Annotated in this window: 23 protein-coding genes; 12 read left to right on the top strand and 11 right to left on the bottom strand. The window is 64.5% G+C overall.

Annotated features, from left to right (window positions below; translation table 11 throughout):
- Positions 1-4: 4 nt before the first annotated feature.
- Together ACGHJ7_RS07805 and ACGHJ7_RS07800 are read right to left on the bottom strand one after the other, a co-directional pair.
- Complete coding sequence (locus ACGHJ7_RS07805; RefSeq protein WP_390476098.1) at positions 5-472, bottom strand: DUF1465 family protein; 468 nt, start codon at positions 470-472, stop codon at positions 5-7.
- Positions 473-561: 89 nt separating this feature from the next.
- The gene (locus tag ACGHJ7_RS07800) at positions 562-759 is read right to left on the bottom strand and encodes a YdcH family protein (RefSeq protein ID WP_390476096.1); all 198 of its coding nucleotides are present in this window, start codon (positions 757-759) and stop codon (positions 562-564) included.
- Between the two features lie 170 nt (positions 760-929).
- Here ACGHJ7_RS07800 and ACGHJ7_RS07795 point away from each other — a divergent pair, with 170 nt between their 5' ends.
- From ACGHJ7_RS07795 to tilS, 5 genes are all read left to right on the top strand, one after another.
- Positions 930-1,085 carry a YdcH family protein gene (locus tag ACGHJ7_RS07795; RefSeq protein ID WP_390476095.1) on the top strand — a complete coding sequence of 52 codons (156 nt, stop codon included), beginning with the start codon at positions 930-932 and terminating at the stop codon, positions 1,083-1,085.
- Between the two features lie 100 nt (positions 1,086-1,185).
- Entirely contained in the window at positions 1,186-3,456 is a 2,271-nt protein-coding gene (ptsP, locus tag ACGHJ7_RS07790; protein WP_390476093.1) for a phosphoenolpyruvate--protein phosphotransferase, read from the top strand.
- Positions 3,457-3,604: 148 nt separating this feature from the next.
- Positions 3,605-4,537: a helix-turn-helix domain-containing protein gene (locus tag ACGHJ7_RS07785; protein WP_390476092.1), complete on the top strand. Its 933-nt coding sequence runs from the start codon at positions 3,605-3,607 to the stop codon at positions 4,535-4,537.
- 170 nt (positions 4,538-4,707) lie between these two features.
- Entirely contained in the window at positions 4,708-5,673 is a 966-nt protein-coding gene (locus tag ACGHJ7_RS07780; RefSeq protein WP_390476091.1) for a tol-pal system YbgF family protein, read from the top strand.
- A gap of 55 nt (positions 5,674-5,728) precedes the next feature.
- Complete coding sequence (gene tilS, locus ACGHJ7_RS07775) at positions 5,729-6,700, top strand: tRNA lysidine(34) synthetase TilS (protein WP_390476090.1); 972 nt, start codon at positions 5,729-5,731, stop codon at positions 6,698-6,700.
- A gap of 16 nt (positions 6,701-6,716) precedes the next feature.
- On the opposite strand, the gene ACGHJ7_RS07770 is transcribed toward tilS, so the two are convergent.
- The 3 genes from ACGHJ7_RS07770 to ACGHJ7_RS07760 all read right to left on the bottom strand — a co-directional run bounded on the left by ACGHJ7_RS07770 (position 6,717) and on the right by ACGHJ7_RS07760 (position 9,148).
- A complete protein-coding gene (locus ACGHJ7_RS07770; RefSeq protein ID WP_390476088.1) occupies positions 6,717-7,496 on the bottom strand; it encodes a L,D-transpeptidase family protein in 780 nt (259 codons plus the stop codon).
- A gap of 115 nt (positions 7,497-7,611) precedes the next feature.
- The gene (eda, locus tag ACGHJ7_RS07765) at positions 7,612-8,256 is read right to left on the bottom strand and encodes a bifunctional 4-hydroxy-2-oxoglutarate aldolase/2-dehydro-3-deoxy-phosphogluconate aldolase (protein WP_390476085.1); all 645 of its coding nucleotides are present in this window, start codon (positions 8,254-8,256) and stop codon (positions 7,612-7,614) included.
- Positions 8,257-8,341: 85 nt separating this feature from the next.
- On the bottom strand, positions 8,342-9,148 hold the full coding sequence (locus ACGHJ7_RS07760; RefSeq protein WP_390476084.1) for a transglutaminase family protein: 807 nt from the start codon (positions 9,146-9,148) through the stop codon (positions 8,342-8,344).
- A gap of 152 nt (positions 9,149-9,300) precedes the next feature.
- Between ACGHJ7_RS07760 and ACGHJ7_RS07755 the strand changes: the two genes are divergently transcribed.
- The 3 genes from ACGHJ7_RS07755 (at position 9,301) to ACGHJ7_RS07745 (ending at position 12,570) form a co-directional block, all read left to right on the top strand.
- Positions 9,301-10,179 (top strand): hypothetical protein, encoded by an 879-nt coding sequence (locus tag ACGHJ7_RS07755; RefSeq protein ID WP_390476082.1) that lies wholly within the window; start codon positions 9,301-9,303, stop codon positions 10,177-10,179.
- 257 nt (positions 10,180-10,436) lie between these two features.
- A complete protein-coding gene (locus tag ACGHJ7_RS07750; RefSeq protein WP_390476080.1) occupies positions 10,437-10,742 on the top strand; it encodes a hypothetical protein in 306 nt (101 codons plus the stop codon).
- A 145-nt stretch (positions 10,743-10,887) separates the two neighbouring features.
- Positions 10,888-12,570, top strand: coding sequence for a hypothetical protein (locus ACGHJ7_RS07745; protein WP_390476078.1), 1,683 nt, complete (start codon positions 10,888-10,890; stop codon positions 12,568-12,570).
- A 6-nt stretch (positions 12,571-12,576) separates the two neighbouring features.
- Here the strand turns inward: ACGHJ7_RS07745 and rimO are convergent, their stop codons facing one another.
- Positions 12,577-13,971, bottom strand: a complete 1,395-nt coding sequence (rimO, locus tag ACGHJ7_RS07740) for a 30S ribosomal protein S12 methylthiotransferase RimO (protein WP_390476076.1) — start codon at positions 13,969-13,971, stop codon at positions 12,577-12,579.
- Between the two features lie 74 nt (positions 13,972-14,045).
- Here rimO and ACGHJ7_RS07735 point away from each other — a divergent pair, with 74 nt between their 5' ends.
- A complete protein-coding gene (locus tag ACGHJ7_RS07735) occupies positions 14,046-14,444 on the top strand; it encodes a DUF1761 domain-containing protein (protein ID WP_390476074.1) in 399 nt (132 codons plus the stop codon).
- Between the two features lie 7 nt (positions 14,445-14,451).
- On the opposite strand, the gene ACGHJ7_RS07730 is transcribed toward ACGHJ7_RS07735, so the two are convergent.
- The 4 genes from ACGHJ7_RS07730 to serS are packed head-to-tail and all read right to left on the bottom strand — an operon-like array spanning position 14,452 to position 18,399.
- Positions 14,452-15,555, bottom strand: a complete 1,104-nt coding sequence (locus ACGHJ7_RS07730; protein ID WP_390476072.1) for a potassium channel family protein — start codon at positions 15,553-15,555, stop codon at positions 14,452-14,454.
- Positions 15,556-15,587: 32 nt separating this feature from the next.
- The gene (locus ACGHJ7_RS07725; RefSeq protein WP_390476295.1) at positions 15,588-16,361 is read right to left on the bottom strand and encodes a peptidoglycan DD-metalloendopeptidase family protein; all 774 of its coding nucleotides are present in this window, start codon (positions 16,359-16,361) and stop codon (positions 15,588-15,590) included.
- Entirely contained in the window at positions 16,361-17,122 is a 762-nt protein-coding gene (gene surE / locus ACGHJ7_RS07720; protein WP_390476070.1) for a 5'/3'-nucleotidase SurE, read from the bottom strand. The genes ACGHJ7_RS07725 and surE overlap by 1 nt, the downstream gene beginning before the upstream one ends.
- Complete coding sequence (serS, locus tag ACGHJ7_RS07715; RefSeq protein ID WP_390476067.1) at positions 17,119-18,399, bottom strand: serine--tRNA ligase; 1,281 nt, start codon at positions 18,397-18,399, stop codon at positions 17,119-17,121. Before serS ends, surE begins: the two co-directional genes overlap by 4 nt.
- 136 nt (positions 18,400-18,535) lie before the next feature.
- Between serS and ACGHJ7_RS07710 the strand changes: the two genes are divergently transcribed.
- From ACGHJ7_RS07710 to ACGHJ7_RS07700, 3 genes are read left to right on the top strand one after another with little or no spacing between them, the layout of a single operon-like run.
- On the top strand, positions 18,536-19,849 hold the full coding sequence (locus tag ACGHJ7_RS07710; RefSeq protein WP_390476065.1) for a sulfotransferase family protein: 1,314 nt from the start codon (positions 18,536-18,538) through the stop codon (positions 19,847-19,849).
- Complete coding sequence (locus tag ACGHJ7_RS07705; protein WP_390476063.1) at positions 19,821-20,135, top strand: hypothetical protein; 315 nt, start codon at positions 19,821-19,823, stop codon at positions 20,133-20,135. The genes ACGHJ7_RS07710 and ACGHJ7_RS07705 overlap by 29 nt, the downstream gene beginning before the upstream one ends.
- A 21-nt stretch (positions 20,136-20,156) precedes the next feature.
- On the top strand, positions 20,157-20,408 hold the full coding sequence (locus tag ACGHJ7_RS07700) for a hypothetical protein (RefSeq protein ID WP_390476061.1): 252 nt from the start codon (positions 20,157-20,159) through the stop codon (positions 20,406-20,408).
- A gap of 72 nt (positions 20,409-20,480) precedes the next feature.
- On the opposite strand, the gene ACGHJ7_RS07695 is transcribed toward ACGHJ7_RS07700, so the two are convergent.
- Positions 20,481-21,773 carry a sugar MFS transporter gene (locus tag ACGHJ7_RS07695; protein ID WP_390476059.1) on the bottom strand — a complete coding sequence of 431 codons (1,293 nt, stop codon included), beginning with the start codon at positions 21,771-21,773 and terminating at the stop codon, positions 20,481-20,483.
- Between the last annotated feature and the right edge of the window lie 76 nt (positions 21,774-21,849).

Genomic DNA, 21,849 nt, shown 5'->3' with positions numbered 1-21,849 from the left:
GGGGTCAGAGCCCCTCGACTGCCCTGCCGAGACGCTCGCGCAGCCTGTGAACGGCGCTGCCTTCCCCGCCGTTTTCGGCGCGCCACGCGGCATCCAGTCGGGCCACCCGTGTGTGCAGGCGCTGCGTATCGACGATTAGCTCCCGCGTCATCGGCTCCAGCATCATCAGCGATTCCGAATCGGGCGCACGGTCGGGTGGCAGCTGTCCCGTCCGCTTGAGCTGGAATTCCGTCATGTCGCCCTTCAGATAGGCGCGCTGGTTCAGCAGCCATGCCAGGACATGCATCACGCGGGTGGTCGCCTTCAGCCCTTCCGCCGACAGGGCAATCCGCCAGTGGTCGCGGGGCAGCCCCGTCTCCTTCGCCGGTGCGAGGTCGAAGGCGGCGCGAACATCGTCGGCAAGAAGCAATGCTTCGCCGTACAGTGCCTCGATTATGGCCGGGTTCATGTCTGCCGTGTGCCCCATGGTCATGCCGGGCTAGACTCGCCGGACCGGGCCGGGAAGAGGCAGATTCGCACTATCCCGTACCGGAACAACGGGTGTCCTGTTTCGGGACAGTTTCAGGCGATGATATCGGGAATCAGTTCGTCCTCGACCATGCCGATCTGGTCCCGCAATTGCAGCTTGCGTTTTTTCAGCCGCGCGATCTGGAGCTGGTCGGTCGAGCCCGTTTCCGTCAACGCGTTGATAGCGGCATCGAGGTCTCGGTGCTCCGTCCTCAATGTTTCCAGCCGCTTGCGCAGTTCCGCTTCGGTCATGGCTGGAGAAAATCCCTTGTCTGGCCGCGTCTCAATTCGTCGCGCGTCCGGCCTTACCCGTCGCATAGGGATTTGTCAGGACTTCGCATGCACCATGTTTTGTGGTTCATTATCGAAACGCGGCCCGCCCGCGACCGGGCGAGTCGCTTTCACATGAGGAGAGCACTTCTATGGCATCGTCCCACGTCAACGCCCTTCAGTCCAAGCATGCCGGCCTCGAAGCGGCCATCGCAGCAGAAATGAACCGACCGGCGCCTGACGAAACGACGATCCAGACGCTCAAGCGCCGAAAGCTGCGAATAAAGGAAGAGATCGCCGCGCAATAGGGAGCGCCGCGTCTCTGCCAGGCATCGGCTGTTTTTCTATCCTGTCCGGAGCCAAGAGCCGTTTCCCATATGCAGTCCCATGGTCTAGGGACTTTGTCCCATGACAGCAGCTGCATCCGCCCGGGAAATACTGACCAGCCTCCATGAAGTCATGGCCTCGCGCATGCATGCGCAGGGCAAGCTGGATCGCGTGGTGAAGATCGTCGGAGAGGCTCTGGATAGCGAGGTCTGCTCGATCTACCTCCTGCGGGAGGGGATGCTGGAACTGTTCGCGACCGAGGGTCTGAACAAGGAAGCCGTCCATGTCACCCGCATGGCCATGGGCGAAGGCCTGACCGGCACGCTGGTTGCGAACAACGAGACGCTGAACCTGGCAGAGGCGACGGCGCATCCAGACTTCCAGTACCGGCCGGAAACGGGGGAGGAGAAATTCCATTCCTTCGCCGGGGTCCCGATCGTCTACCGCGAACGCGCGGTGGGGGCGATCAACGTGCAGCATGTCGATCCCCGCCGCTATGAAGAGGTCGAGATCGAGGCGCTGCAGACCACCGCCATGGTCCTGTCCGAACTGATCGCCAATGCCGAACTGGTCGACGGGGAGGCGGTGGCCGATCTCGACGACAAGCCGACCGGGCCGCAGACGATCGATGGACTGACGCTGGTGAAGGGGCTGGCCGCCGGCATGGCCGTGTTCCACCAGCCCCGGGTCACCATCGACCAGGTGGTGGCGGAGGATATCGAGGTCGAGCGGCAGCGCGTCTACCGCGCCTTTGCCAAGATGCGCGACCAGATCGACGGCATGGCGCGCGATGTCGAATTCGGCGCAGGGACGGAGCATGAGGAAGTGCTCCAGACCTACAAGATGTTCGCCTATGACGAGGGCTGGAGCCGCCGCATCAACGAGGCGATCGACAGCGGCCTGACCGCCGAGGCGGCGATCGAGCGCGTGCAGCAGCGAACCCGGATGCGGATGCGCGAGATCGACGATCCGCTGCTGGCCGACCGGATGCACGACCTGGAGGACCTGTCCAACCGGCTGCTGCGGATCGTGTCGGGCCAGCTTGGCACGGCGGCGACGCAGGGCCTGCGCAAGGATGCTATCCTTATCGCACGCAATCTGGGACCGGCCGAATTGCTGGAATACGACCAGAGGCGACTGAAAGGCGTCGTGCTGGAGGAAGGATCCCTGACCGCGCACGTGGTCATCGTGGCACGGGCCATGGGTATCCCGGTCCTTGGCCGTACCCGCAGCCTGCGCGGCATGGTCGCGGAAGGCGATCACGTGCTGGTCGATGCCAATGCGGGCAAGGTTCATGTCCGGCCGGCACCCTCCCTGCTCGAGGCGTTCGAAACACGCTTCGCCAGGACCCGCCAGAAACAGGCGGCGTATGCAGAGATGCGCGATGTCGAACCGTTTACGCGGTGCGGGACGCGCATACAGGTGATGATGAATGCCGGTCTGCGCGACGACATGGCGAACCTGCCCCTCGTCGGTGCGGACGGGGTCGGGCTGTTCCGTACCGAATTCCAGTTCCTCGTCTCCGCAACCCTGCCCCAGCGCGAGCGGCAGACCCGCCTTTACAAGGACGTGATGGATGCCGCCGGGGGCAAGCCGGTCATCTTCCGGACGGTCGATATCGGCGGCGACAAGGCCGTGCCCTATCTCGCGGATGAAACGATCGAGGGGGACGAGAACCCGGCGATGGGCTGGCGCGCGCTTCGCCTCGCGCTCGACCGCGAAGGCCTGCTGAAGGCGCAGGCGCGCGCTTTGCTGGAGGCAAGTGCGGGCAGGCCGCTTTCGGTCATGTTCCCGATGGTGTCCGAACCGTGGGAATTCGACGCGGCAAAGGACGTGTTCGAAAACCAGCTCGCATTCCTCAGGAGCCAGAAGAAAGTCCTGCCGGAAAGCATCAGTTACGGCGCAATGCTGGAGGTTCCCTCGCTGGCCGAGGTGCTCGACCTGCTGATGCCGAAGCTTTCCTTCCTGTCGGTCGGGACCAACGATTTGACCCAGTTCCTGTTCGCAGCCGACCGGTCCAATCCGAAGCTGGCCGAGCGATACGACTGGCTCAGCCCGTCGATCCTTCGTTTCCTGCAGAGAATCGCAAGATCGACCCTTGGCCATCCGGTCGATGTAGGCGTCTGCGGGGAAATGGGCGGACGCCGCCTGGAAGCCCTGGCGCTGCTCGGGCTGGGGTATCGCCGCCTGTCGATTACGCCCGTTTCCGTCGGCCCGATCAAGGAACTGATCCGCCGCGTGGACCTGGGCGAGATCGAGGAGGCCATGAACGGCTGGCTCCTGCATCCTCCTGCGTCCATCCGCGAGGCCCTGACTGCCTGGGCCGAAGAACGCGAAATAGACGTCGACTGAGCCACTTACGCGCCGCGCGCCTTTATGGCTTCGCGGCCACACGAGGCATCAGGCCGATGAAACCACGGTTTCCGGCTGTTCGCGCGCTTGACACGAGACCCTCTCAGGGCGGAAAAAGAGGGTTAAGAAAACGGGTCGATGGGAAATCATGGTAGAGAATGACGAGGGGGCGCACGACATGTCGGCGCCGGACAGCGAGTTTGACGGTGAAGCCGCGCATGTAGAGGAGACCGCTCCGCGAACGGCGGGCGGACGGCTGAAGGCTGCCCGCGAGGCGCGCGGAATGTCGCTCGAACAGCTGTCGAGCGAGACGCGCATTCCGCAGCGGCATCTCGAGACGATCGAGACCGGCGAATTCGCCAATCTCCCTGCGCGTACCTATGCCGTCGGCTTTGCTCGCACCTATGCCAAGCAGGTCGGCCTCGATTCCCGCGAGATCGTCGATCAGGTGCGGCAAGAGCTGGGGGCGGAAGACCCGTCGGAACGGCGCGCCGACCGTGATGGCAAGTTCGAGCCGGGCGACCCTGCGCGCGTACCGTCGCGCGGACTGGTCCTGCTGTCCGCGCTGGCCCTGGTCCTTCTGCTGTCGGGCGGTTTCCTGTTCTACCGCACCTATTTCATTGCCGGTTCCGGTCCGGGTTCGATCCTGACGGCCGAACAGCAGCGCGAAGCCGCAGCAAAAGCGCTGGAGGAAAGGCTGGCTGCGCGGGGCGAAGGCGATGCCGCGGCCGCAGACGGTCCGACCGGCGGTCCGGTGGTCTTCACCGCGCTGCAGGACGATACCTGGGTCAAGTTCTACGATGCGAATGGCGACCAGCTGATGCAGAAGCAGATGTCCGAAGGCGAGACCTATACCGTTCCGGCGGATGCGGATGGTCCGCAGATCTGGACCGGCCGCCCGTTTGCCCTCGCCATCACGGTCGGCGGGCAGGAAGTGCCCAAGCTGTCCGAAGAAGACGAGATCATGAAGGACGTACCGGTTTCCGCCGAGGCCCTGCTTGCACGCGGCCGGGCGCCGGACAGCGGCACCGATGCTGCCGGCGATGCCGAAGCTGCCAATGCAGACACGACCGCCGGCTGACGCCGCGAGCGGACCAACAGCGCATTGGGGCATTTCCCCGAAAAACCGGCCTCGCAATGTGGACATGCGCGCCACTGCGCTTAAGCCTGCCAACCGATGGTGCGTGGCTGTTCATTCGCGGTTCGACCGCGATGCGCCATGTTGACCCGAAAATCGACAGGAGCCTGACCATGACGACCCGCGCCCGCAACGTGATCTCTGCCGCTATCGTGGCAGGGCTCCTGCTGCCCGCCGCACCCGCGCTCGCGCAGAGCGACGAACAGCAGCGTATTCGCAAGCTGGAAGCAGAGGTGAGCGCCCTGCAACGCCGGGTCTTCCCTGGCGGTGACGGCCGGTATTTCGAACCCGAAATCGGCGGAACGTCGCAGGGGACTACTGTCACGGCGGGAACTCCTTCGACCACGGCCCTGACCGATATCCTCGCCCGGCTCGATGCGATGGAGGCATCGCTGCAGACATTGACCGGGCAGGTCGAGGTCAACGCCAATACGTTGCAGGGCCTGACCACCCGCATGGCCGCGCTCGAGCAGAGCGGCGCTGCGCCGACCCTCGCTTCGGCCCCGACCCCGACCCCGACGCCCGCCGCGTCCTCCCCAAGCCAAGCTTCGACCACCACGGCCAACAACCTGACCGCCATGACCGGCGGCGCGTCGTCGCAGCCTGCACGTCCGGCACCTGCGGCCAGCGGACCCAGCAGCCAGCGTCTGGCGGCGGTCCAGGCCATTGCGAAGCCCAAGACGGACGATGCCGGAGACGATGAATATTCCTACGGCTTCCGCCTGTGGGATGCCGGCTATTATCCGGAGGCTCAGCAGCAGCTGACCCTGTTCGTCGAGCAGTACCCCGACCACTGGCGCGCGACCTATGGCCGCAACCTGCTGGGCCGTGCCTATCTCGACGATGGCAAGGCGCGCGAAGCGGCGCCGTGGTTCCTCAACAACTACCAGGCGGACCGCAATGCGGCACGCTCGCCGGACAGCCTGCTTTATCTCGCGGAATCGATGATTGCGCTCAGGGATACGGACCGGGCCTGCATCGCTCTCGCCGAGTTCGGCGAGACCTATCCGGCGGTTGCGGCCGGCCGGCTGCAATCGCAGTACGAAGCGAACCGCGCCAAGGTAACCTGCACCAATTGACCTGAAGGCCCCTCCCACCGAACTGATCGCGCGGTTTCGCGCCGACCTGCTGCGCGTGTGGGAGGAAGGGCACGGCCCCGATGGAGAGGACCGCCGCCTCGGCCTCGCCGTATCGGGCGGGCCGGACAGCCTTGCTCTTCTGGTTCTGGCCCATGCTGCCCTGCCCGGGCGAATAGAGGTCGCCAGCGTCGATCACGGACTGCGCGCGGAAAGCGCGAGCGAGGCCGCGTTCGTGGCGCAGGTCTGCGAGACTCTGGACATTCCGTGCGGCGTTCTGACCGTCGACGTCGGCCCCGGCAATTTGCAGGACCGTGCGCGGCAGGCGCGCTATGACGCGCTGGCGCAGCATTTCGCATCCCGGGGTATCGATGCGATTGCGACGGCGCACCATGCCGACGACCAGGCGGAAACGGTCCTCATGCGGCTGAACCGCGGCAGCGGATTGGCCGGGCTGGCCGGAATCAGGGCGCGCTCGGTCAGACCCCTACCTTCCGGGGCGCAGGAATATCTGGTCGTGCGGCCATTGCTTCACTGGCGGCGGGACGAACTCGCCGGGATCGTGGCCGAATGCGGACTGACGCCGGTACGCGACCCGTCCAACGAGGACGAGCGTTTCGACCGTGTACAGGTCCGCAAGGCGCTGGCGGGCCTCCCGTGGCTCGACCCCCTGGCGATCGCGATGAGTGCGCGCAACCTGCAGGATGCCGAACCGGTCATCGAAGATGCGGTCGCACAAGCGTGGCGCGACTGCGTTCACAGGCAGGATGCCGATCGGGACGATGGTATTGTCTGGTTCGAATTCGATCATCCGCGCGCGGTCGAGATCGAGGTCGTGCAGCGGATATTGCGCTCGTTCGGCGCAAGCGCACGTGGATCGGCAACGGCACGCTTGGTGGAGCGGTTATACGCGCACGGTGCCGGTTCGCTCGGCGGCGTGGCTGCAAAGCGGGCGCTCTATTCCGGAGCGCCCGGCGACAGCGTCGATGCGTGGAAATTCGAACGGGAGCCGCCCCGAAGGACAGAGTAGCGGGCTAGCGCTTCATTCAGAGGATTTGCTCGCCCATTTCCAGCGTCTCGCCATCGGTGATGATGACCTTGTCGCCCTTCTTCGCAAGGGCGAAGACCTTCGCCGCGAACTCGTCCGGCATGCCGACACAGCCGTGGCTGGCATAGCCGTTCTCGACATCCGAGCCGTGCAGCGCAATGCCGTCCGTGGTCAGGAACATCGAATAGGGCATGGGCGCATTGTTGTATTTCTCCGACACGTTGTGACGCATCTTGTAGCGGATCGGAAACGTGCCGAGCGGGGTGGGATGCTTGTCCGTGCCCAGCAGGACAGCCGAAGCGCCGATCTCGTGCCCGCCCTTGAAGACGGAGATCACGCGGGCCTGCAAGTCGACCGTCATTACCAGCTTGCCATCGGCAGGCGCGCGGCTGGCATCCCAGTGGTATTCGCCATACTTGATCGGGCCGTCGATTGGCAGAATGCTCTTCACGACGAAATCGTCGTCCTTTACGTCGCTGGCCGATGCCTGCTGCAACCGGGCTTCGCCATCGGCCTGCCCGGAAGGGCCCGAAGCGGCGTTTGACGGGACGGTTTCGCTGGACAGCGCCTGCGCCGAGACATCGCTGCCGTCGAGCTTCGCTTCGTCGACTGGTATTGCGCGGTCGATCGCGGTCACCGCGTCCATTGCCGCATCTTCACTGTCGCCAGCGCCGGTGGCAGCCTGTGAATCCAGCATGGTGCTGGCGAGGGTCGCCCCGCCAAAGACCAGCAGCGTCGCGGCGGTCGCACCGCCAATCCATTTGAGCATCGGGTTCATGAAATGCGGTATGCGCCCTGAACCCGCTCTTTGCCAATGGGGCGAATTGCCCCGTCCCGCAAAGAGACGCGCCACGGCGAGTTCTTAACGCCGCGCGCGGCGACGCGTCACTGCCTCATTTGCCCAGCATCGAGGCCCTGCGCGCCGTTTCCGCGATGGCGATGTAGTCGACCGAACCGGCAGCGGACGTCAGCGAGGCGACCCAGCTGCCGCCGACGCAAAGCACCGGATCGAAGGCCAGCCATTCCTCGACATTGTCGGGACCGATGCCGCCCGTGGGACAGAATTTGCAGGCATGGAACGGCGCGGCGAGCGCCTTGAGCGCCGGGAGGCCACCCGACGCCATGGCCGGAAAGAACTTGAAATGATCGAGCCCGAGGTCGAGCCCGCGCATGATGTCGCCGGCGCTCGACACGCCCGGCAGGAACGGCACGCCTTCACGGATGGCGGCCTTTGCCAGCGGTTCGGTCAGCCCCGGAGAAACGATGAACTCGCTTCCCGCATCGAGCGCGGCTGCGAGGTCGGCCTGTCCGGTCACCGTGCCTGCGCCGACAATCGCGCCCTCGACCGTCTTCATCGCCGCGATCGCGTCCAGCGCCGCGTCGGTCCGCAATGTCACTTCCAGGACCGGGAGGCCGCCCTTGACCAGGGCTTCGGCCAGCGGGACGGCCTGCTTCACATCGTCGATCACGATGACGGGAATGACCGGAGCAGCGCGCATCAGGGCGCCGATATCTTGCGTGGTGCTGGGCGTGTTCATGGCAGCAGCGATACCAGTGCCTGAAAGGATCGACCAGCCTGCCGCATAGCTATTCGCCGCCGGAGCTGCCTTCGGCGGCGCGCCGCTATTCCTTGTTCGTCTCTTCGACGCTGATCGTTTTCTCGAGGAAATCGGTCAGCCCGAAGCTCGTCATGAAGCTGACATCGGCGGCATCGCGTCCCACCCCGATCTTCACGATGTCGGATGGGGTTGCCATGCCGGTCGCATCGACAAGGTACCACGCCCCGCCGCCCGGCGTGGTCGTGTCTTCGAGAAAGACCTCTGCAACGGCGTGAAAATCGGGCGGGTTCACGCCGGGCGCGAAGCAGCTGACGAAACGGGCAGGGATGCCGCTGGCCCGTGCGAGGGTGACCATCACATGGGCATAGTCGCGGCAGATACCGCGCCGCTCCACGAAACTGTCGAGCGCAGTCGTTTGCGGGCCGCTGGCCCCGGGGACGTAGCTGAAATGATCGGCCACCCAGTCGTGCATCGCCATGATGCGTTTCCCGCCGACGAGGTCGCCGAATTCGGCATCCACGAAGGACTGGAACCGGTCGCCCTGGCAGTATCGGCTGTCGAACAGGTACTGCACCGTCTCGCCCGGCAGGTCGTGCGCGTCCATCTGTCGCAGCGGCTCGATCTCGGTCAACATGCGGTCCACCTCGATCTCGCACGTATAGTCTACCTTGAAGTGCCCTTCGGCCCGGACCCAGATGCGTTCCCCGATATTTTCCTGCGCCGGTACGCGGGCGAACTGTTCGCTTTTCGTCAGCCAGGTATCGGTCGAGAGGAAACGCTGTTCGGGGATCGCCGCCGCCTCGAACTGGAGGAGGACATCGGTCGGTTGCTTGGCCTCGAATGCGAAGCTGGCGTTGATCTTGAAGGGCATGGGGCACCAACGCGTGAAAACCGCTTACGTTGCGGGCGCAGAACGCAGGATACGAAAAAACCCTGCCATTTGTACCATGTGGGACATTCAGGCACTCAGCCGGCCGGCATACTCCGCTTGCACCGACACACGATGTGCAAGGGATCACGATCATGAAGAACCTCATTCTCGCAGCGACCGGCATGACGCTCATCTCAATCATGCCTGCCGAGGCCCAGGCCGGCCCGTTCGACAAGCTGAAGAAGGCCGCCCGCTCGGTCGAGCAGACCGCAAGGGATGCCAAGCGCGTGAAGGACGCGGTCGAGGATGCGGAGCGTACGAAGGGCCGCAGCGTGCTGCGCGGTATCGCCGGATCGGCCGGTTCAAGCAGCGGTGGCGGCTGCTTCTCCTCGCACAGCGGCAGTTCCAGCGCCTCTGCCTGCACGGCCAAGGGCAAGGGGCACGGTGGACGCGCCGGGCCCGCGCCGGCGAAATACACGGCCATGACGAAATGCTCCACTCTGGAACTGACCAACGTCATGATGGGACGGCTGGGCGAATATACCTACCAGGAAGGCATCAGCATGCAGAAGCGGACCGGCCTCATCAACAGGCAGCCTGCGGCGGTAAGCGACGGCTGCATCCTGCCCTCGATGGGAACCTATGACTCGATCTATTTCGAGGTGGACGAGCAGCAGTACAAGGCCATGGGCAATAGCGACGACTGGGACATGCAGTGCCTCGATTCCCTGACGGGCGAACCGTGGGACCAGATCACCCTCGAGCCGGCGATGAACAGCGTGAAGGGCCGCAACATGCTCTTGCATTGTGGCAATTCGGAAGGGATCGCCGAATGCGCGACGGGCAGCAACCGCGACCGGCAGACGGCCTATCAAAAGAAGCTCAAGCAGCGCGGCAAGACCGCCATTTCTTTCACGATGCACGATTACCACCAGGAATCGGGCCGTGATTATTATTGCCAGTTCTACAACCGCAAAACGGGCACCAGCCTGGTCGGGTTCCACTGGCGCTTGAGCGCCGGCCGCACCTGATGATTTGCGCGTCGCACGCGTCGCACCTGATGAATTGCGCGTCGCACGCTTCGCACGTCCGTCACGAAACAGACAGGGGGTAGCGCCGGGGTCTGATCCCTTCCGGTCCTACCGGGCGCGCGGACGGTATTTCCAAGTGTACCGGCTGCGCGCCTGACCTGGGCGTTCGGAGCAGACCCCATGTTCAGGCCTCCTGTCCAGGCCCCGCCTCCACGGCGGGCGGGGCCACCCCATCATCACAATCGAAGGAAAACACCATGAAGTTTCTCATACCCGCTTTCGCCGCTGCCCTTGCCATCGGGACCATGCCGCAGACGGCAATGGCCCAGTCGAGCGGCACGGAAGTCGACCGTGACGGGTCGTGTCCCACTGGCTTCAAGTCGAAGGGATCGTCCTGTGTCTCGACCGGCGGGAAGGTTGCCATCACCAAAATCGGCTCATGCCCCAGCGGCTTCAAATCCTCGGCGAAATACTGCGTCGGCGACAGCGGCGACTATGCCGAAGTGCGCGACGGCGACTGCCCGACAGGTCTCAAGACCAGCGGCAAATATTGCGTGAAATGACCATGGGGCAATGCCCCGGGCATCCTGCCATAGAGGAGGGCGCGCCTGCCGGGCGCGCCCTCTTGCCACATGGCCTCCCCCTTGAGGTTTTCCGGGCGCAGCGTAAGCCGGTCGCGGACAGAGCATTGAGAGCGGGGCGTTGACGGTGGCGGGGCAAGAGCCGGATCTGGAATCCATCGTCGCGCGCGCATACAGCGCGATAGCCCGGCCCGATGTCTTCGTCGACATCCTGGAAGATTTAAGCGCGTTCGAAAACGCGTCGGGCGATCTGGGCGACCGGGCCGAACGCCATTTCGCCAATGCGGCGGAAATCCTCGACAATGTCTATCCCAACGACCGGATCGACCACAGCTTCCTGAACACGCGCAAGGCGGAAACGCTCACATGCGACCTGGCGATCGGGCCTGCATTCCGGATCGCGCAGTGCAATACCGGGGTCTTCGCAGCAGACGATGTCGCGCCTGGCGGGGAACTGCCCGAATGGCTGTTCGAACCGGGAAGCGAACGGGCCGATCGCCAGCGGCTGGCCGACCTGTTTTCAGGCGCAGGCGCGGACGAGGAAGGGTTCGGCGGGTTCTTCCATTTCTACACTTCGGAAGAAGACGAGAAGGGCTGGTGGTTCGCTGCGCGGCTGGAGCAGGGGGATGCAGGCGCGCTGGTCGCTTTCGATGCCGTGCGCCTCCGCTGGAGCGAGCGGAGCGGCAAGGCCTTCAGCGAGGCGCTGCGCCTGACCGAGACGGAGGTCGCGCTGGTCCGGCACATGGTGTCGGGCGGGACGGTGCGCGAATTTGCCGAACTGCGCGGGCGGTCGCTTGGGACGGCGCGCAACCAGATGAAGGCCCTGCAGCGAAAACTGTCGGTCAATTCCAAGGAAGAGCTGCTGCTGCTCTACGCAGGTTTCGTCCATTCGCTGGAAATCCCGGCGGAGCGGCCCGGCATCGAGACGCATCATTGCCGCCTGCATTATGAAGAGGAACAGGGCGGCTGCATCGCGTGGGAAGAGCATGGCGATCCCACCGGCCACCCGGTGCTGTTCTTCCACCCGATCGAAGGCGCACTGCTGACGCCCGAAGAGGCCAATGCGGCCCGCCGCCACGGCTTGCGCATTATCGCTCCGTGGCGGCCGCATCATGGCGCGACCACGGCTGCGGCCCATGGACTGGCAGCGGCAGAGGAGTTCGCCGATCGTCTGCCGGCTTTCCTGCGGCATCTTGGGGTGGACCGCTGCACGGCGATCACTACCCATGCGGGCGCGCCATACATGTTCGCCTTCGCGCAGAGACAGCCCGCCATGATCGACGCGGCCATCGGCATCGGGGCTTTCCTGCCGATCTTCGATAAGATTGCGATGGCATCGCTCAGGCCGACCCATCGCCGGCAGATCAGGCTGGTGCGGCTCGCCCCGACCTTTGCCAAGGTATACCAGCGCGCCATGCTGGCGACCATCGGGACGGGCGAGTTTCACCGCTTCGTGGAAGAATTTTACCAGGGCTGCCCGCGCGAGCTTTCAGCCATCCAGCGGCCCGGCATGGTCCAGATGCTGCGAAGCGCGGCCACCTATGTCGTGCGCGGGCGGTTCGTGGGCACGGCGGAGACGATGGTGACCTGGTCTGCCGACTGGAGCAGGTTGTGCAGCGGGATCACCGTCCCGGTCCACATGCTGTATGGCGAAGAGGATGCGACCATCGCCCGCGCCGAGGCGGTCCGCGCCTGCACGCATTTCGGCTTCGGCGCGCCGGAGTTCATAGCCGATGCGGGCAGTTTCGTGATGCAGGACCAGACCGACGCGGTCCTCGGCCGGGTCGCTGCCATCGCGCGGGGTTTGTAGACCGGCCTAGTCCGCCTGCACCGGAACTGCGAACAGGTCGTGCGCATCGGCGTCCTCGATCCGCACATCGAGAACATCCCCGGCCGACAGGTCGGCGGTGACATTACGCAGGAAGACCTGGCCGTCGATTTCCGGCGCATCGGCCTGGCTGCGGCCCGTGGCGCCGATATCGCCATCCTCGTCCGGCTCGCCCACCTCGTCGATGATGACGGGCAGCGTGCGCCCGACCTTGGCCGCCAGCTTTTCCGCACTGATCCGCGCGGTCAGTTCCATCAGCCGGGCGTAGCGTTCTTCCTTCAGCGTTTCGGGCACAGGATCCGGCAGGGCATTGGCCTGCGCGCCTTCGACCGGTTCGAAGCGGAACGCGCCCACCCGGTCGAGCTGCGCTTCTTCCAGCCAGTCGCACAGGTATTGGAAATCGTCTTCCGTCTCGCCGGGGAAGCCCACGACGAAGCTGGAGCGCACGGCAATATCGGGGCAGATATCCCGCCAGCCCTTCAGGCGTTTCAGCACCTTCGCCTCGTTGGCGGGGCGCTTCATGCGCTTCAGGACGGACGGGCTCGCATGTTGGAACGGGATATCGAGATAGGGTGTCAGCAGACCTTCCGCCATCAGCGGGATGACAGCATCGACATGGGGGTAGGGGTATACGTAATGCAGCCGCACCCAGGGCGGCGTCCCGTCACCTGTGTCAAGTTGCCCCAGTTCGCGTGCCAGATCGGTCATGTGGGCGCGGGGCTCGCGCCCCTTCCAGCTTCGCACCTCGTGGCGCGTATCGACGCCATAGGCAGAGGTGTCCTGGCTGATGACCAGCAATTCCCGCGTCCCGGCCGCGACCAGCTTCTCGGCCTCGCGCAGGACGGCATCGATCCGGCGGCTGACCAGTTTCCCGCGCAGGTCCGGGATGATGCAGAAGGCGCAGGAGTGATTGCAGCCTTCGCTGATCTTCAGATAGCTGTAATGGCGCGGCGTCAGCTTGACATCGGGCTGCGGGATCAGGTCGACATAGGGCCCCTGGCCGGGCGGGGCGTGTTCGTGCACGGCCTCCACCACCTGTTCGTACTGGTGGGCGCCCGTTACGGCCAGGACCTGCGGATGGGCGGCGCGGATGGCGTCTGCCTCGTCGCCCATACACCCGGTCACGATGACGCGGCCGTTTTCCGCAATCGCTTCGCCTATGGCCTGCAGGCTTTCTTCCTTGGCAGAGTCGAGGAATCCGCAGGTGTTGACCAGCACGACGTCGGCGCCCGCGTAATCGGCGCTCATCGCGTAGCCATCGGCGCGCAGGCGAGTCAGGATGCGTTCGGAATCGACCAGCGCCTTGGGGCAGCCGAGGGACACCATGCCGACTTTCCTGGCGTCGGGCAGGATGGTCGGGGAAACGGGGGTGGCATTGCTCATGATGCCAGCGCCCCTACACCTGCAAGGGCGCACGCGCTATAGGGCAGGCGATTGCACGAGCAGGAAGGCATATCATGGGCGATACCAGCCTCTTCACGATCATTCTGGCCGGGCTGGCGTTCTTCGTCGTCGGCGCGCTCTGGTACGGTGTGCTGTTCGGGAAGGTATGGCAGAAGGCCGCGGGGCTGGACGATGCCGAGGTCCGGTCCGGCAACATGCTGAAAATATTCGGCCTGACCCTGCTGTTCGAACTGCTGATAGCGACCGTGCTTGCCCACCAGTTCGCGATGACCGGAGCCAGCGACCGGGCGATCATGATGATCTCGGTCGGTTTTGCTCTGGGCGTGATGATCCCTGCCATCGGGATCAATTACCTTTATCTTCGCAAGAGCGGCGCGCTCTTCCTTATCGATGCAGGGCACTTCGTGCTGGGCATGACCGCGATGGGCGCAGTGTTCGCCCTGATGAACTAGGAGCCCATCATTCGTGGCGGCCATTGTGGCCGTCGCCGCGTTCCTCGCCCGAGGGCGTGGGCACGATTTCCACGATGATGTCGCCTTTCTGCAGGTTCTGGCATTCGTCTTCCCAGAAGCCCAGTGCCCTGCCGTTGCGATAAACGCGCAAGCCGCGGCCACCCGTCGGCAGCTCGTTGATAGCGCAGCCGCATTCCTCGTCCGTCACTTCCCGCTCTACCAGCTGGACCCGTCCCGAGACGGAGGCGAGATCTGCCAGGTATTCGGCGATATGCGCGCCCTTGGCACTGCCGGCCAGCAGCAGGCCGGTAAATCGGACGGGGTTGATGACATTGTTGGCCCCGGCCTGGCGGGCGATGTGCTCGTTGTCGTCCGCCCGCACCACCATGCTGATCGGCACGTTGGGGGCCAGCGCCCGCACGGTCAGCACGATCAGGATCGAGGTGTCGTCGCGCCCTGCCGAAACCAGCACGTTCTGCGCCTTTTCGATCCGCACGGCGCGCAGCGTGCCGTCGCGGGTGGCATCGGCGGTCATGACGTTGCAGCCTTGCGCCTCGGCCTCTGCCAGCCGTTCCTCGCTCGGATCGACGACCACGATCTGCGCCGGGTCGGTCCCCCGCTCAATCAGTTCTGCCACCGCTTCGGAGCCGGAGACGCCATAGCCCAGCACGACGATATGATCCGATAGCTGTTCCTGGATACGCGCCATGCGGAAGCTCTCCCAACTGCGTTTGATGATGAAATTGTAGGCCGTGCCGACGAAGATGAAGAACACCGCGAAGCGGATCGGCGTCACGATCACCGCCTCCACCAGCCTGGCGCGGTCGGTTATGGGCGCGATGTCGCCGAAACCTGTCGTGGTGATGGAGATCATGGTGAAATAGATCACGTCGGTGAAGCTGACTTCGCCGTCGAGATTGTCGACCAGGCCGCCGCGGTCCCACCAGTGGATCATGACCACGATTGCGATCAGGAAGATCGCCAGCCCCAGCCGGATGCCGAGATCGCCCCATACGGGTATGTCGACCGCGCGGCGCAGCGGCTGGAAACGCGGGCCCTTGTAATGACGCCGTCCGGCGCCTTCGCCAATCCGCTCGATCTGGTCGCTCATTCGGGTTTTACCGCCATTCGCAGGCGGTTAGCTCAATTGCCACGGCGCGGCAATTTGCTTGCCGGATCGACGTCGCGGCCGTTGTGGCGGATTGCGAAATGCAGTTCGGGCCGGGTGGCGACACCGGCATCGCCCGACAGGCCGATCCGCTCGCCCGTCTTGATGACGTCGCCCTTCTTCACGGTAATGCGCGAGAGGTGGCCGTAACTGGTTTGCCAGCCATTGCCGTGATCGATCAGGACCTGACGGCCGAAACGGGTTTTCTCAGGCGCTGCGAAGACGACCGTGCCGCTGGCCGCCGCGCGCACCATGTCCGCCATGCCGGTTTCTATGTCGATCCCGTCATGCCCGCGTCCGAAGCCCAGCATTACGCGCCCGTCATGCGGCCAGCGGAAATAAGGTTCGGATCGCGGCGCCTGCGGGCGCACGGCAATGGATACCTGCGCCGGGATGATCAATTTCTGGCCGACCCGGATCGCATTGCCATCGTCCAGACCGTTGGCAATGGCGATGTTCTGCGCGGCAACGCCCGTCCGGTTGGCAATGCCGCCCAGCGTATCGCCGGCCTTCACGGTGTAGATACGCTGGCGGGGGATGGCGAGTTTCTGCCCCTTCTGCACGTCGTAGGGTTCGACGAGCCCGTTCGCTGCAGCGATGACCGATGCTGAAACCCCGGCGCGGTTGGCGATGCCGCCCAGCGTTTCGCCTTCCTCGACCGTGTGGACGGTTTCGGTCCGCGGATTGGCGGCGGCAGTGCCTGCCAGCAGCGCGGTTGCGGCAGCGGCGGCGAGCAGGGGCCGCAGCATCACGAGAAACGCTCCCCCAGATCGCCGAGCGAGGCGTGATGGGTCAGGTCCAGTTGCAAAGGCGTCACTGCGATATACCCCTCGTCGATGGCTTCAAGGTCGGTGCCGTGATCCAGCGTGTGCTCGATCGCCTGCAATCCGAACCAGTAATAGGTGAAGCCGCGCGGGTCACGCCCTTCGACGACCGTTCCGCGCGAGTAGTCGTGAAAACCCTGCCGTACGGCGCGAATTCCCTTCACCTCGGCTCCGGGCAGGGGCGGAAAGTTCACATTGATCAGCGTGCGCGTGGGAAGCGGCGTCTCCAGCAGCGGGGCCACGACCTTCGCGCCCCATTTGCGCGCGGCATCGAAAGTGTCGCTGTCGGCAGCGCCTTCCCGGCTGGTCACCTGGCTCAGCGCGATCGATCGGATTCCGGCCAGCGCGCCCTCGATCGCGGCAGATACCGTGCCCGAATAGGTGACGTCGTCCCCCAGATTGGCACCGCGATTGACGCCCGACAGGATCAGGTCCGGCGGGCCGTCCATCACCTTGCGCATCCCCATCGTCACGCTGTCGGTCGGGGTGCCGGTGACGGAAAAACGCTTTTCCCCGTGCTGGCGCAGGCGAACCGGGCGGGTGAGGGTGAGGGCATGGCCCATGCCGGACTGTTCCTCGTCCGGGGCGCAGATCCAGATGTCGTCGGAAAATTCGCGCGCTATGGCCTCCAGCACCTCCAGCCCCGGCGCGCGTATGCCGTCGTCATTGGTCAGCAGGATCTTCATGCGCGCGGCTCCAGCTTCGTGACACCGCCCATATAGGGGGCCAGCACTTCGGGGACAGCGACGCTGCCATCGGCCTGCTGGTAGTTCTCCAGCACGGCGACCAGCGTGCGCCCGACCGCGAGGCCGGAGCCGTTGAGCGTGTGGACGAATTCGGTCTTCTTGGAGCCTTCAGGCCGGTAGCGCGCATTCATCCGCCGCGCCTGGAAATCGCCTGTATTGGAGCAGGAACTGATCTCGCGGTAGGCATCCTGTCCCGGCAGCCAGACCTCCAGATCATAGGTCTTGCGCGCGCCGAAGCCCATGTCGCCAGTGCATAGCAGCATCTTGCGATAGGGCAGGCCGAGCGCTTGCAGGATACCTTCGGCCGCCTCGGTCATCCGCTCGTGCTCGGCCTCGCTGTCCTCCGGCTTCACGATGGAGACGAGCTCGCACTTCTCGAACTGGTGCTGGCGGATGAACCCCCGCGTATCGCGCCCTGCGCTGCCGGCTTCGGAGCGGAAGCACAGGGTCAGCGCGGTAAGCCGCTGGGGCAGGGCATCTTCGCCCAGGATTTCGCCCATGACCGAACTGGTCAGACTGACTTCGGATGTGGGGATGAGCCAGCGATCGTCGGTCGTGCGAAAGCTGTCCTCGGCAAACTTCGGCAGTTTGTCGGTGCCGTACATCGCCTCGTCGCGGACCAGTACGGGCGGGTTGCATTCGGTGTAGCCGTTTTCGCGCGTCTGGCGGTCCAGCATGAACTGGCCCAGCGCCCGGTGCAGCCGCGCCATGTCGCCGCGCAGGAAGGTAAAGCGCGCGCCGGAGATATTCGCACCGGTTTCGAAGTCCATGCCCAGCGCGGGCGCGAAATCGGCGTGTTCCTTCGGCTCGAAGTCGAATTGCGGTTTATCGCCCCATGTCGACAGCTCGACATTGTCCGCCTCGTCCTTGCCCTGCGGCACATCGTCTGCAGGCAGGTTCGGAATGCGGGCCAGCGCATCGCGAAGCTCAGCGTCCAGCACCTTTGCCTCTTCCTCCAGCGCGGGCATGTCCTGTTTCAACCGCGCGACTTCGGCCTTCAGGCTTTCGGCCTTTTCCGTATCGCCTTGTCCCATCGCCTGACCGATGGCCTTGGATGCTTCGTTCCGGCGGGCCTGGCCTTCCTGCACCTTCGTGGTCAGCGCGCGGCGCTTCTCGTCCAGTTCGACCAGGTGGGCGGATTGCGGTTCCAGGCCCCGGCGGGCAAGGGCGGCGTCGAAAGCGGCGGGATCGTCACGGATCAGGCGTATATCATGCATGGCGCGAAGCTATGGCGCGCAAGCGGTGAAATGAAAAGTGCGGCGTAAAGCCCTGTTGGCAGGAACATAGCCTGCCCTTGAACGCTGGCCCTCTATGGCTATGGCAATGCGCCTTGGCTCAGGCAGGGACGAATACTTGGCAACAAATCCTACAGTACCGCCCCGCCGGACCCCGTTCATCGACATCGTGGATAAGGGTGTGCGCCTTGGCCGCAAGATGGGCGCAGTCGCGCCTGCCCGGCTGGATGCAGAGCATCTGAAGGCGCAGGCGATCGAGCAGGCGGGCGGCCTGGACGATTTCGGCGACCCGTGGTTCGAAAAACCGCTGGCGAAGCTGCTGGAGGCGATCGAGGGCGAGGCGAAGCTGAATGCCGCCGGTGATTTTTCCGCCATGCTGCAATTCCGGCAGGTCCTGTTCCACCGCCTGCTGAGCGAATACTGGTACAAGCGGCATCCCGAAATCCTGGAACGCCCGATGCGCAGTCCGGTGGTGATCGTCGGCCCCATGCGGTCCGGTACGACCCGGCTGCACCGCCTGCTGGCCAGCGACCACCGTTTCAGCCACATGCGCAGTTTCGAGACGATCAGCCACGTGCCGCGCCGCGATTTCGAGGATGTGCTGGAAGGGCGCGCCGAAGATTTCCGCCCCCTTCTTGCCAAGCGCATCATGCGGGTCGCGCGGCTGGCCAATCCGCGCACGCTGTCGATCCATCCGACTGGCCCGATGGAGCCCGAGGAAGAGCTCGGCCTGCTGGTCGCCAGCATGTACGGCATGAAGCACGAGGCGCAGTGGCAGGTGCCAAGCTATGGCCGATGGTGCGAAAGCGTGGATGCGACGCCCGCCTACGCCTACCTGGCCGACCAGCTCCGCCTGATCGGGTGGAGCCAGCAGGTCAGCAGCATCCGCCCATGGATCCTCAAGACCCCGCAGCACATGCTGGACCTGCCCGCCCTGCTGAACGTCTTCCCCGATGCGCGGCTGATCTTCACCCACCGCGACCCGCGGCAGGTTACGGGCAGTGCCGCCAGCCTGGCCTGGAACCAGACCATCATCTATTCCGACGATGTCGAGCCAGGTGCCATCGGCCGGGAATGGCTGCGCAAGACCCATCTGCAGGTCGAACGGATGATGGAAGCGCGAAAATCCATTCCCGCAGAGCGGATGATCGACGTCCAGTATGACGAGATGGACCGCGACTGGCGCGGCACCATGGACCGGATCTACCGCTTCCTCGACCTCGACATCGAACCGTCCGTGCCGGCGATGGAAGACTATGTCGAACGGGCCAAGGCGCTCAAGCGCAGACCCCACCGCTACAGCCTCGAAATGTTCGGGCTGACGCCGGACGAGGTACTGGAGCGCATGCGATCCTATATCGAGGCGTTCGATGTCCCGATGGAGAACGCCTTCGGTGCGGGCAATGACAGGCGTGCCGCACGGGTTCGCTGAGGGCGCTCCGGAGCGTCCGCGGCCCCGTCCGGGCCCGGCGCGGCTGGTGCATTTCGTGGGGTTCAGGGACGACCGGTACTGGAATGCGGTGCGCGTCTTCGGACCGCCCGACATGATCCATCGCAATTGGGACGTCTATGCGGCCAACGACGTGGCCGAAGGCGACATCGTCGTCCACGCACGCGGCGAATGGACCGATATGCCGCGCAGTTTCAGCACGGAAGCGGAAGAAAATCGCCGTGCGCGGCGGGCCCTATCCGGAACCCGATCAGGACGAAGTCGTTGATAGGGCAAAGGAGATACGACAATGATCGGCAAGATTATCGGAGCATATGTGGGCGGCCAGGCTGCCAAGAAAACCAGCGCGATCGGCGGCCCCGCCGGTGCAGCGCTTGGCGTGATCGCGCCCATGGTGCTGCGCCGCATCAGCCTGCCGGCAATGGCCGCGATGGCTGCCGGCGGCTACATCATGAAGAAGGTCCTCGACAACGGAGAGCGCACCTCGCCCACCAAGAAGGTCGACACGGCGAACGGCGATTTTCCGAAGGCCGCTGTCTGATCAAGTAGGCAGTATCAACGCAAAAAGCCCGTCTTCCAATGTGGAAGGCGGGCTTTTTAATGCGAGCTTGGCTCAGGCCGGGCGCCGGGCGAAAATGCCGAAACCCCCGATGACCAGATAGCAGGCGATGGGCAGGACCAGGGCGAAGGTCAGGCTGCCGCTGACATCTGCGATAATCCCGTAAAGCAGCGGCACGACCGCGCCGCCGAAGATTGCGACATTGATGATGCCTGATCCGTCCGCCGCGCGCGGTCCCAGCTTCTCGCAGGCGAGCGAAAAGATCGTCGGGAACATGATCGAATTCATCAGGCCGACCGCCAGCAGGGAATAGGCCGCCACCGTGCCGTTGGTGAGCGAACTGATCGCGATGAGGGCAATTGCGCCGGCCGCATTGAACGCGAGGATCTTGCCGGGCGAGAATATCCGCAGGAATGCAGAGCCGATGAAACGCCCGACCATCGCGCCGCCCCAATACAATCCGATCATCCACCCGATGACGCTTTCCGGCTGGCCCAGCACCCGTTCCAGCGCAAGATAGTTGATGATGATCGACCCGATCGAAACCTCGGCCCCGACATAAAGGAAGATGCACAGCGCGCCGTATCCGAAGCGTCCGCGCTTCAGCAGGTCCAGCCCGGCCAGTCCGGACGATGCCCCGTGCTTCTCGCCCTGCAGCCGGTTGCGGAACATCCATACTGCGGCCGCGACCAGCGCGATAAGGACGGCAACGCCGAGATAGCCCTGCCAGATCGCCTCGCTTCCCGCCTGGCGATAGGCCTGCAGCTGCGCCCCGGACAGCTGGTCTGCGGACACATTGGCCAGACTGCCCAGGATGACGGCCGCGCCGATGATCGGAAAGACGGTCGTGCCCAGCGAATTGAACGCCTGCGCGAAGGTCAGGCGGCTATGCGCGGTCTTTTGCGGGCCCAGCAGGCTGATCAGCGGATTGGCCACGACCTGCACGATGACGACGCCGCTCGCCAGCACGAACAGGGCGAACAGGAAGATGGCGTAGGTCGCCGTCTGGCTGGCCGGGATGAACAGCAGGCAGCCAACCATCATGGTCAGCAGGCCCGCCACCGCGCCGCGCATGTATCCGATCTTCTTGACCAGCTTCGCGCCCGGTATCCCGATAATGAGATAGGCTGCAAAGAAACAGAACTGGACCAGCATGGCCTGCGTGTAATTGAGCGTGAAAAGCTCTTTCAGCTTCGGGATGATGACATCGTTGAGCGAGGTAATCCCGCCGAAGATGAAGAAGAGGCCGAAGACGAAATATTGCAGGCCCGGCGCGTTGATGTGCGTGTCGCCTCTGCCTGCCGGATCGGAATCGCTGTTTGCCGCGAAATCGGGTGCCAGTGCCATGATCTTCCCCCTCGGGCGGTCGGGACTGCCGCCATGATTTGTCTTGTATCGGGAATGGTATTCCAAATTCGGCCAG

Origin of the sequence: Altererythrobacter sp. MTPC7, from assembly GCF_042851395.1 — a bacterium.
Taxonomy (GTDB): domain Bacteria; phylum Pseudomonadota; class Alphaproteobacteria; order Sphingomonadales; family Sphingomonadaceae; genus CAJXSN01.
The sequence above is the reverse complement of the archived record's forward strand: the minus strand, read 5'-3'. Positions and strand labels throughout refer to the sequence as shown.

Bases quoted from the DNA above. Each gene is read 5' to 3' on its own strand.
- ACGHJ7_RS07780 (WP_390476091.1), top strand. From the start codon at position 4,708: ATGACGACCCGCGCCCGCAACGTGATCTCTGCCGCTATCGTGGCAGGG.
- ACGHJ7_RS07735 (WP_390476074.1), top strand. From the start codon at position 14,046: ATGGGCGATACCAGCCTCTTCACGATCATTCTGGCCGGGCTGGCGTTC.
- ACGHJ7_RS07795 (WP_390476095.1), top strand. From the start codon at position 930: ATGGCATCGTCCCACGTCAACGCCCTTCAGTCCAAGCATGCCGGCCTC.
- ACGHJ7_RS07755 (WP_390476082.1), top strand. From the start codon at position 9,301: ATGAAGAACCTCATTCTCGCAGCGACCGGCATGACGCTCATCTCAATC.
- ACGHJ7_RS07760 (WP_390476084.1), bottom strand. From the start codon at position 9,148: ATGCCCTTCAAGATCAACGCCAGCTTCGCATTCGAGGCCAAGCAACCG.
- ACGHJ7_RS07700 (WP_390476061.1), top strand. From the start codon at position 20,157: ATGATCGGCAAGATTATCGGAGCATATGTGGGCGGCCAGGCTGCCAAG.
- ACGHJ7_RS07805 (WP_390476098.1), bottom strand. From the start codon at position 472: ATGACCATGGGGCACACGGCAGACATGAACCCGGCCATAATCGAGGCA.
- ACGHJ7_RS07695 (WP_390476059.1), bottom strand. From the start codon at position 21,773: ATGGCACTGGCACCCGATTTCGCGGCAAACAGCGATTCCGATCCGGCA.
- ACGHJ7_RS07750 (WP_390476080.1), top strand. From the start codon at position 10,437: ATGAAGTTTCTCATACCCGCTTTCGCCGCTGCCCTTGCCATCGGGACC.
- eda (WP_390476085.1), bottom strand. From the start codon at position 8,256: ATGAACACGCCCAGCACCACGCAAGATATCGGCGCCCTGATGCGCGCT.
- ACGHJ7_RS07730 (WP_390476072.1), bottom strand. From the start codon at position 15,555: ATGAGCGACCAGATCGAGCGGATTGGCGAAGGCGCCGGACGGCGTCAT.
- ACGHJ7_RS07705 (WP_390476063.1), top strand. From the start codon at position 19,821: ATGACAGGCGTGCCGCACGGGTTCGCTGAGGGCGCTCCGGAGCGTCCG.
- rimO (WP_390476076.1), bottom strand. From the start codon at position 13,971: ATGAGCAATGCCACCCCCGTTTCCCCGACCATCCTGCCCGACGCCAGG.
- ptsP (WP_390476093.1), top strand. From the start codon at position 1,186: ATGACAGCAGCTGCATCCGCCCGGGAAATACTGACCAGCCTCCATGAA.
- serS (WP_390476067.1), bottom strand. From the start codon at position 18,399: ATGCATGATATACGCCTGATCCGTGACGATCCCGCCGCTTTCGACGCC.
- ACGHJ7_RS07785 (WP_390476092.1), top strand. From the start codon at position 3,605: ATGGTAGAGAATGACGAGGGGGCGCACGACATGTCGGCGCCGGACAGC.
- ACGHJ7_RS07770 (WP_390476088.1), bottom strand. From the start codon at position 7,496: ATGAACCCGATGCTCAAATGGATTGGCGGTGCGACCGCCGCGACGCTG.
- ACGHJ7_RS07800 (WP_390476096.1), bottom strand. From the start codon at position 759: ATGACCGAAGCGGAACTGCGCAAGCGGCTGGAAACATTGAGGACGGAG.
- ACGHJ7_RS07725 (WP_390476295.1), bottom strand. From the start codon at position 16,361: ATGCTGCGGCCCCTGCTCGCCGCCGCTGCCGCAACCGCGCTGCTGGCA.
- surE (WP_390476070.1), bottom strand. From the start codon at position 17,122: ATGAAGATCCTGCTGACCAATGACGACGGCATACGCGCGCCGGGGCTG.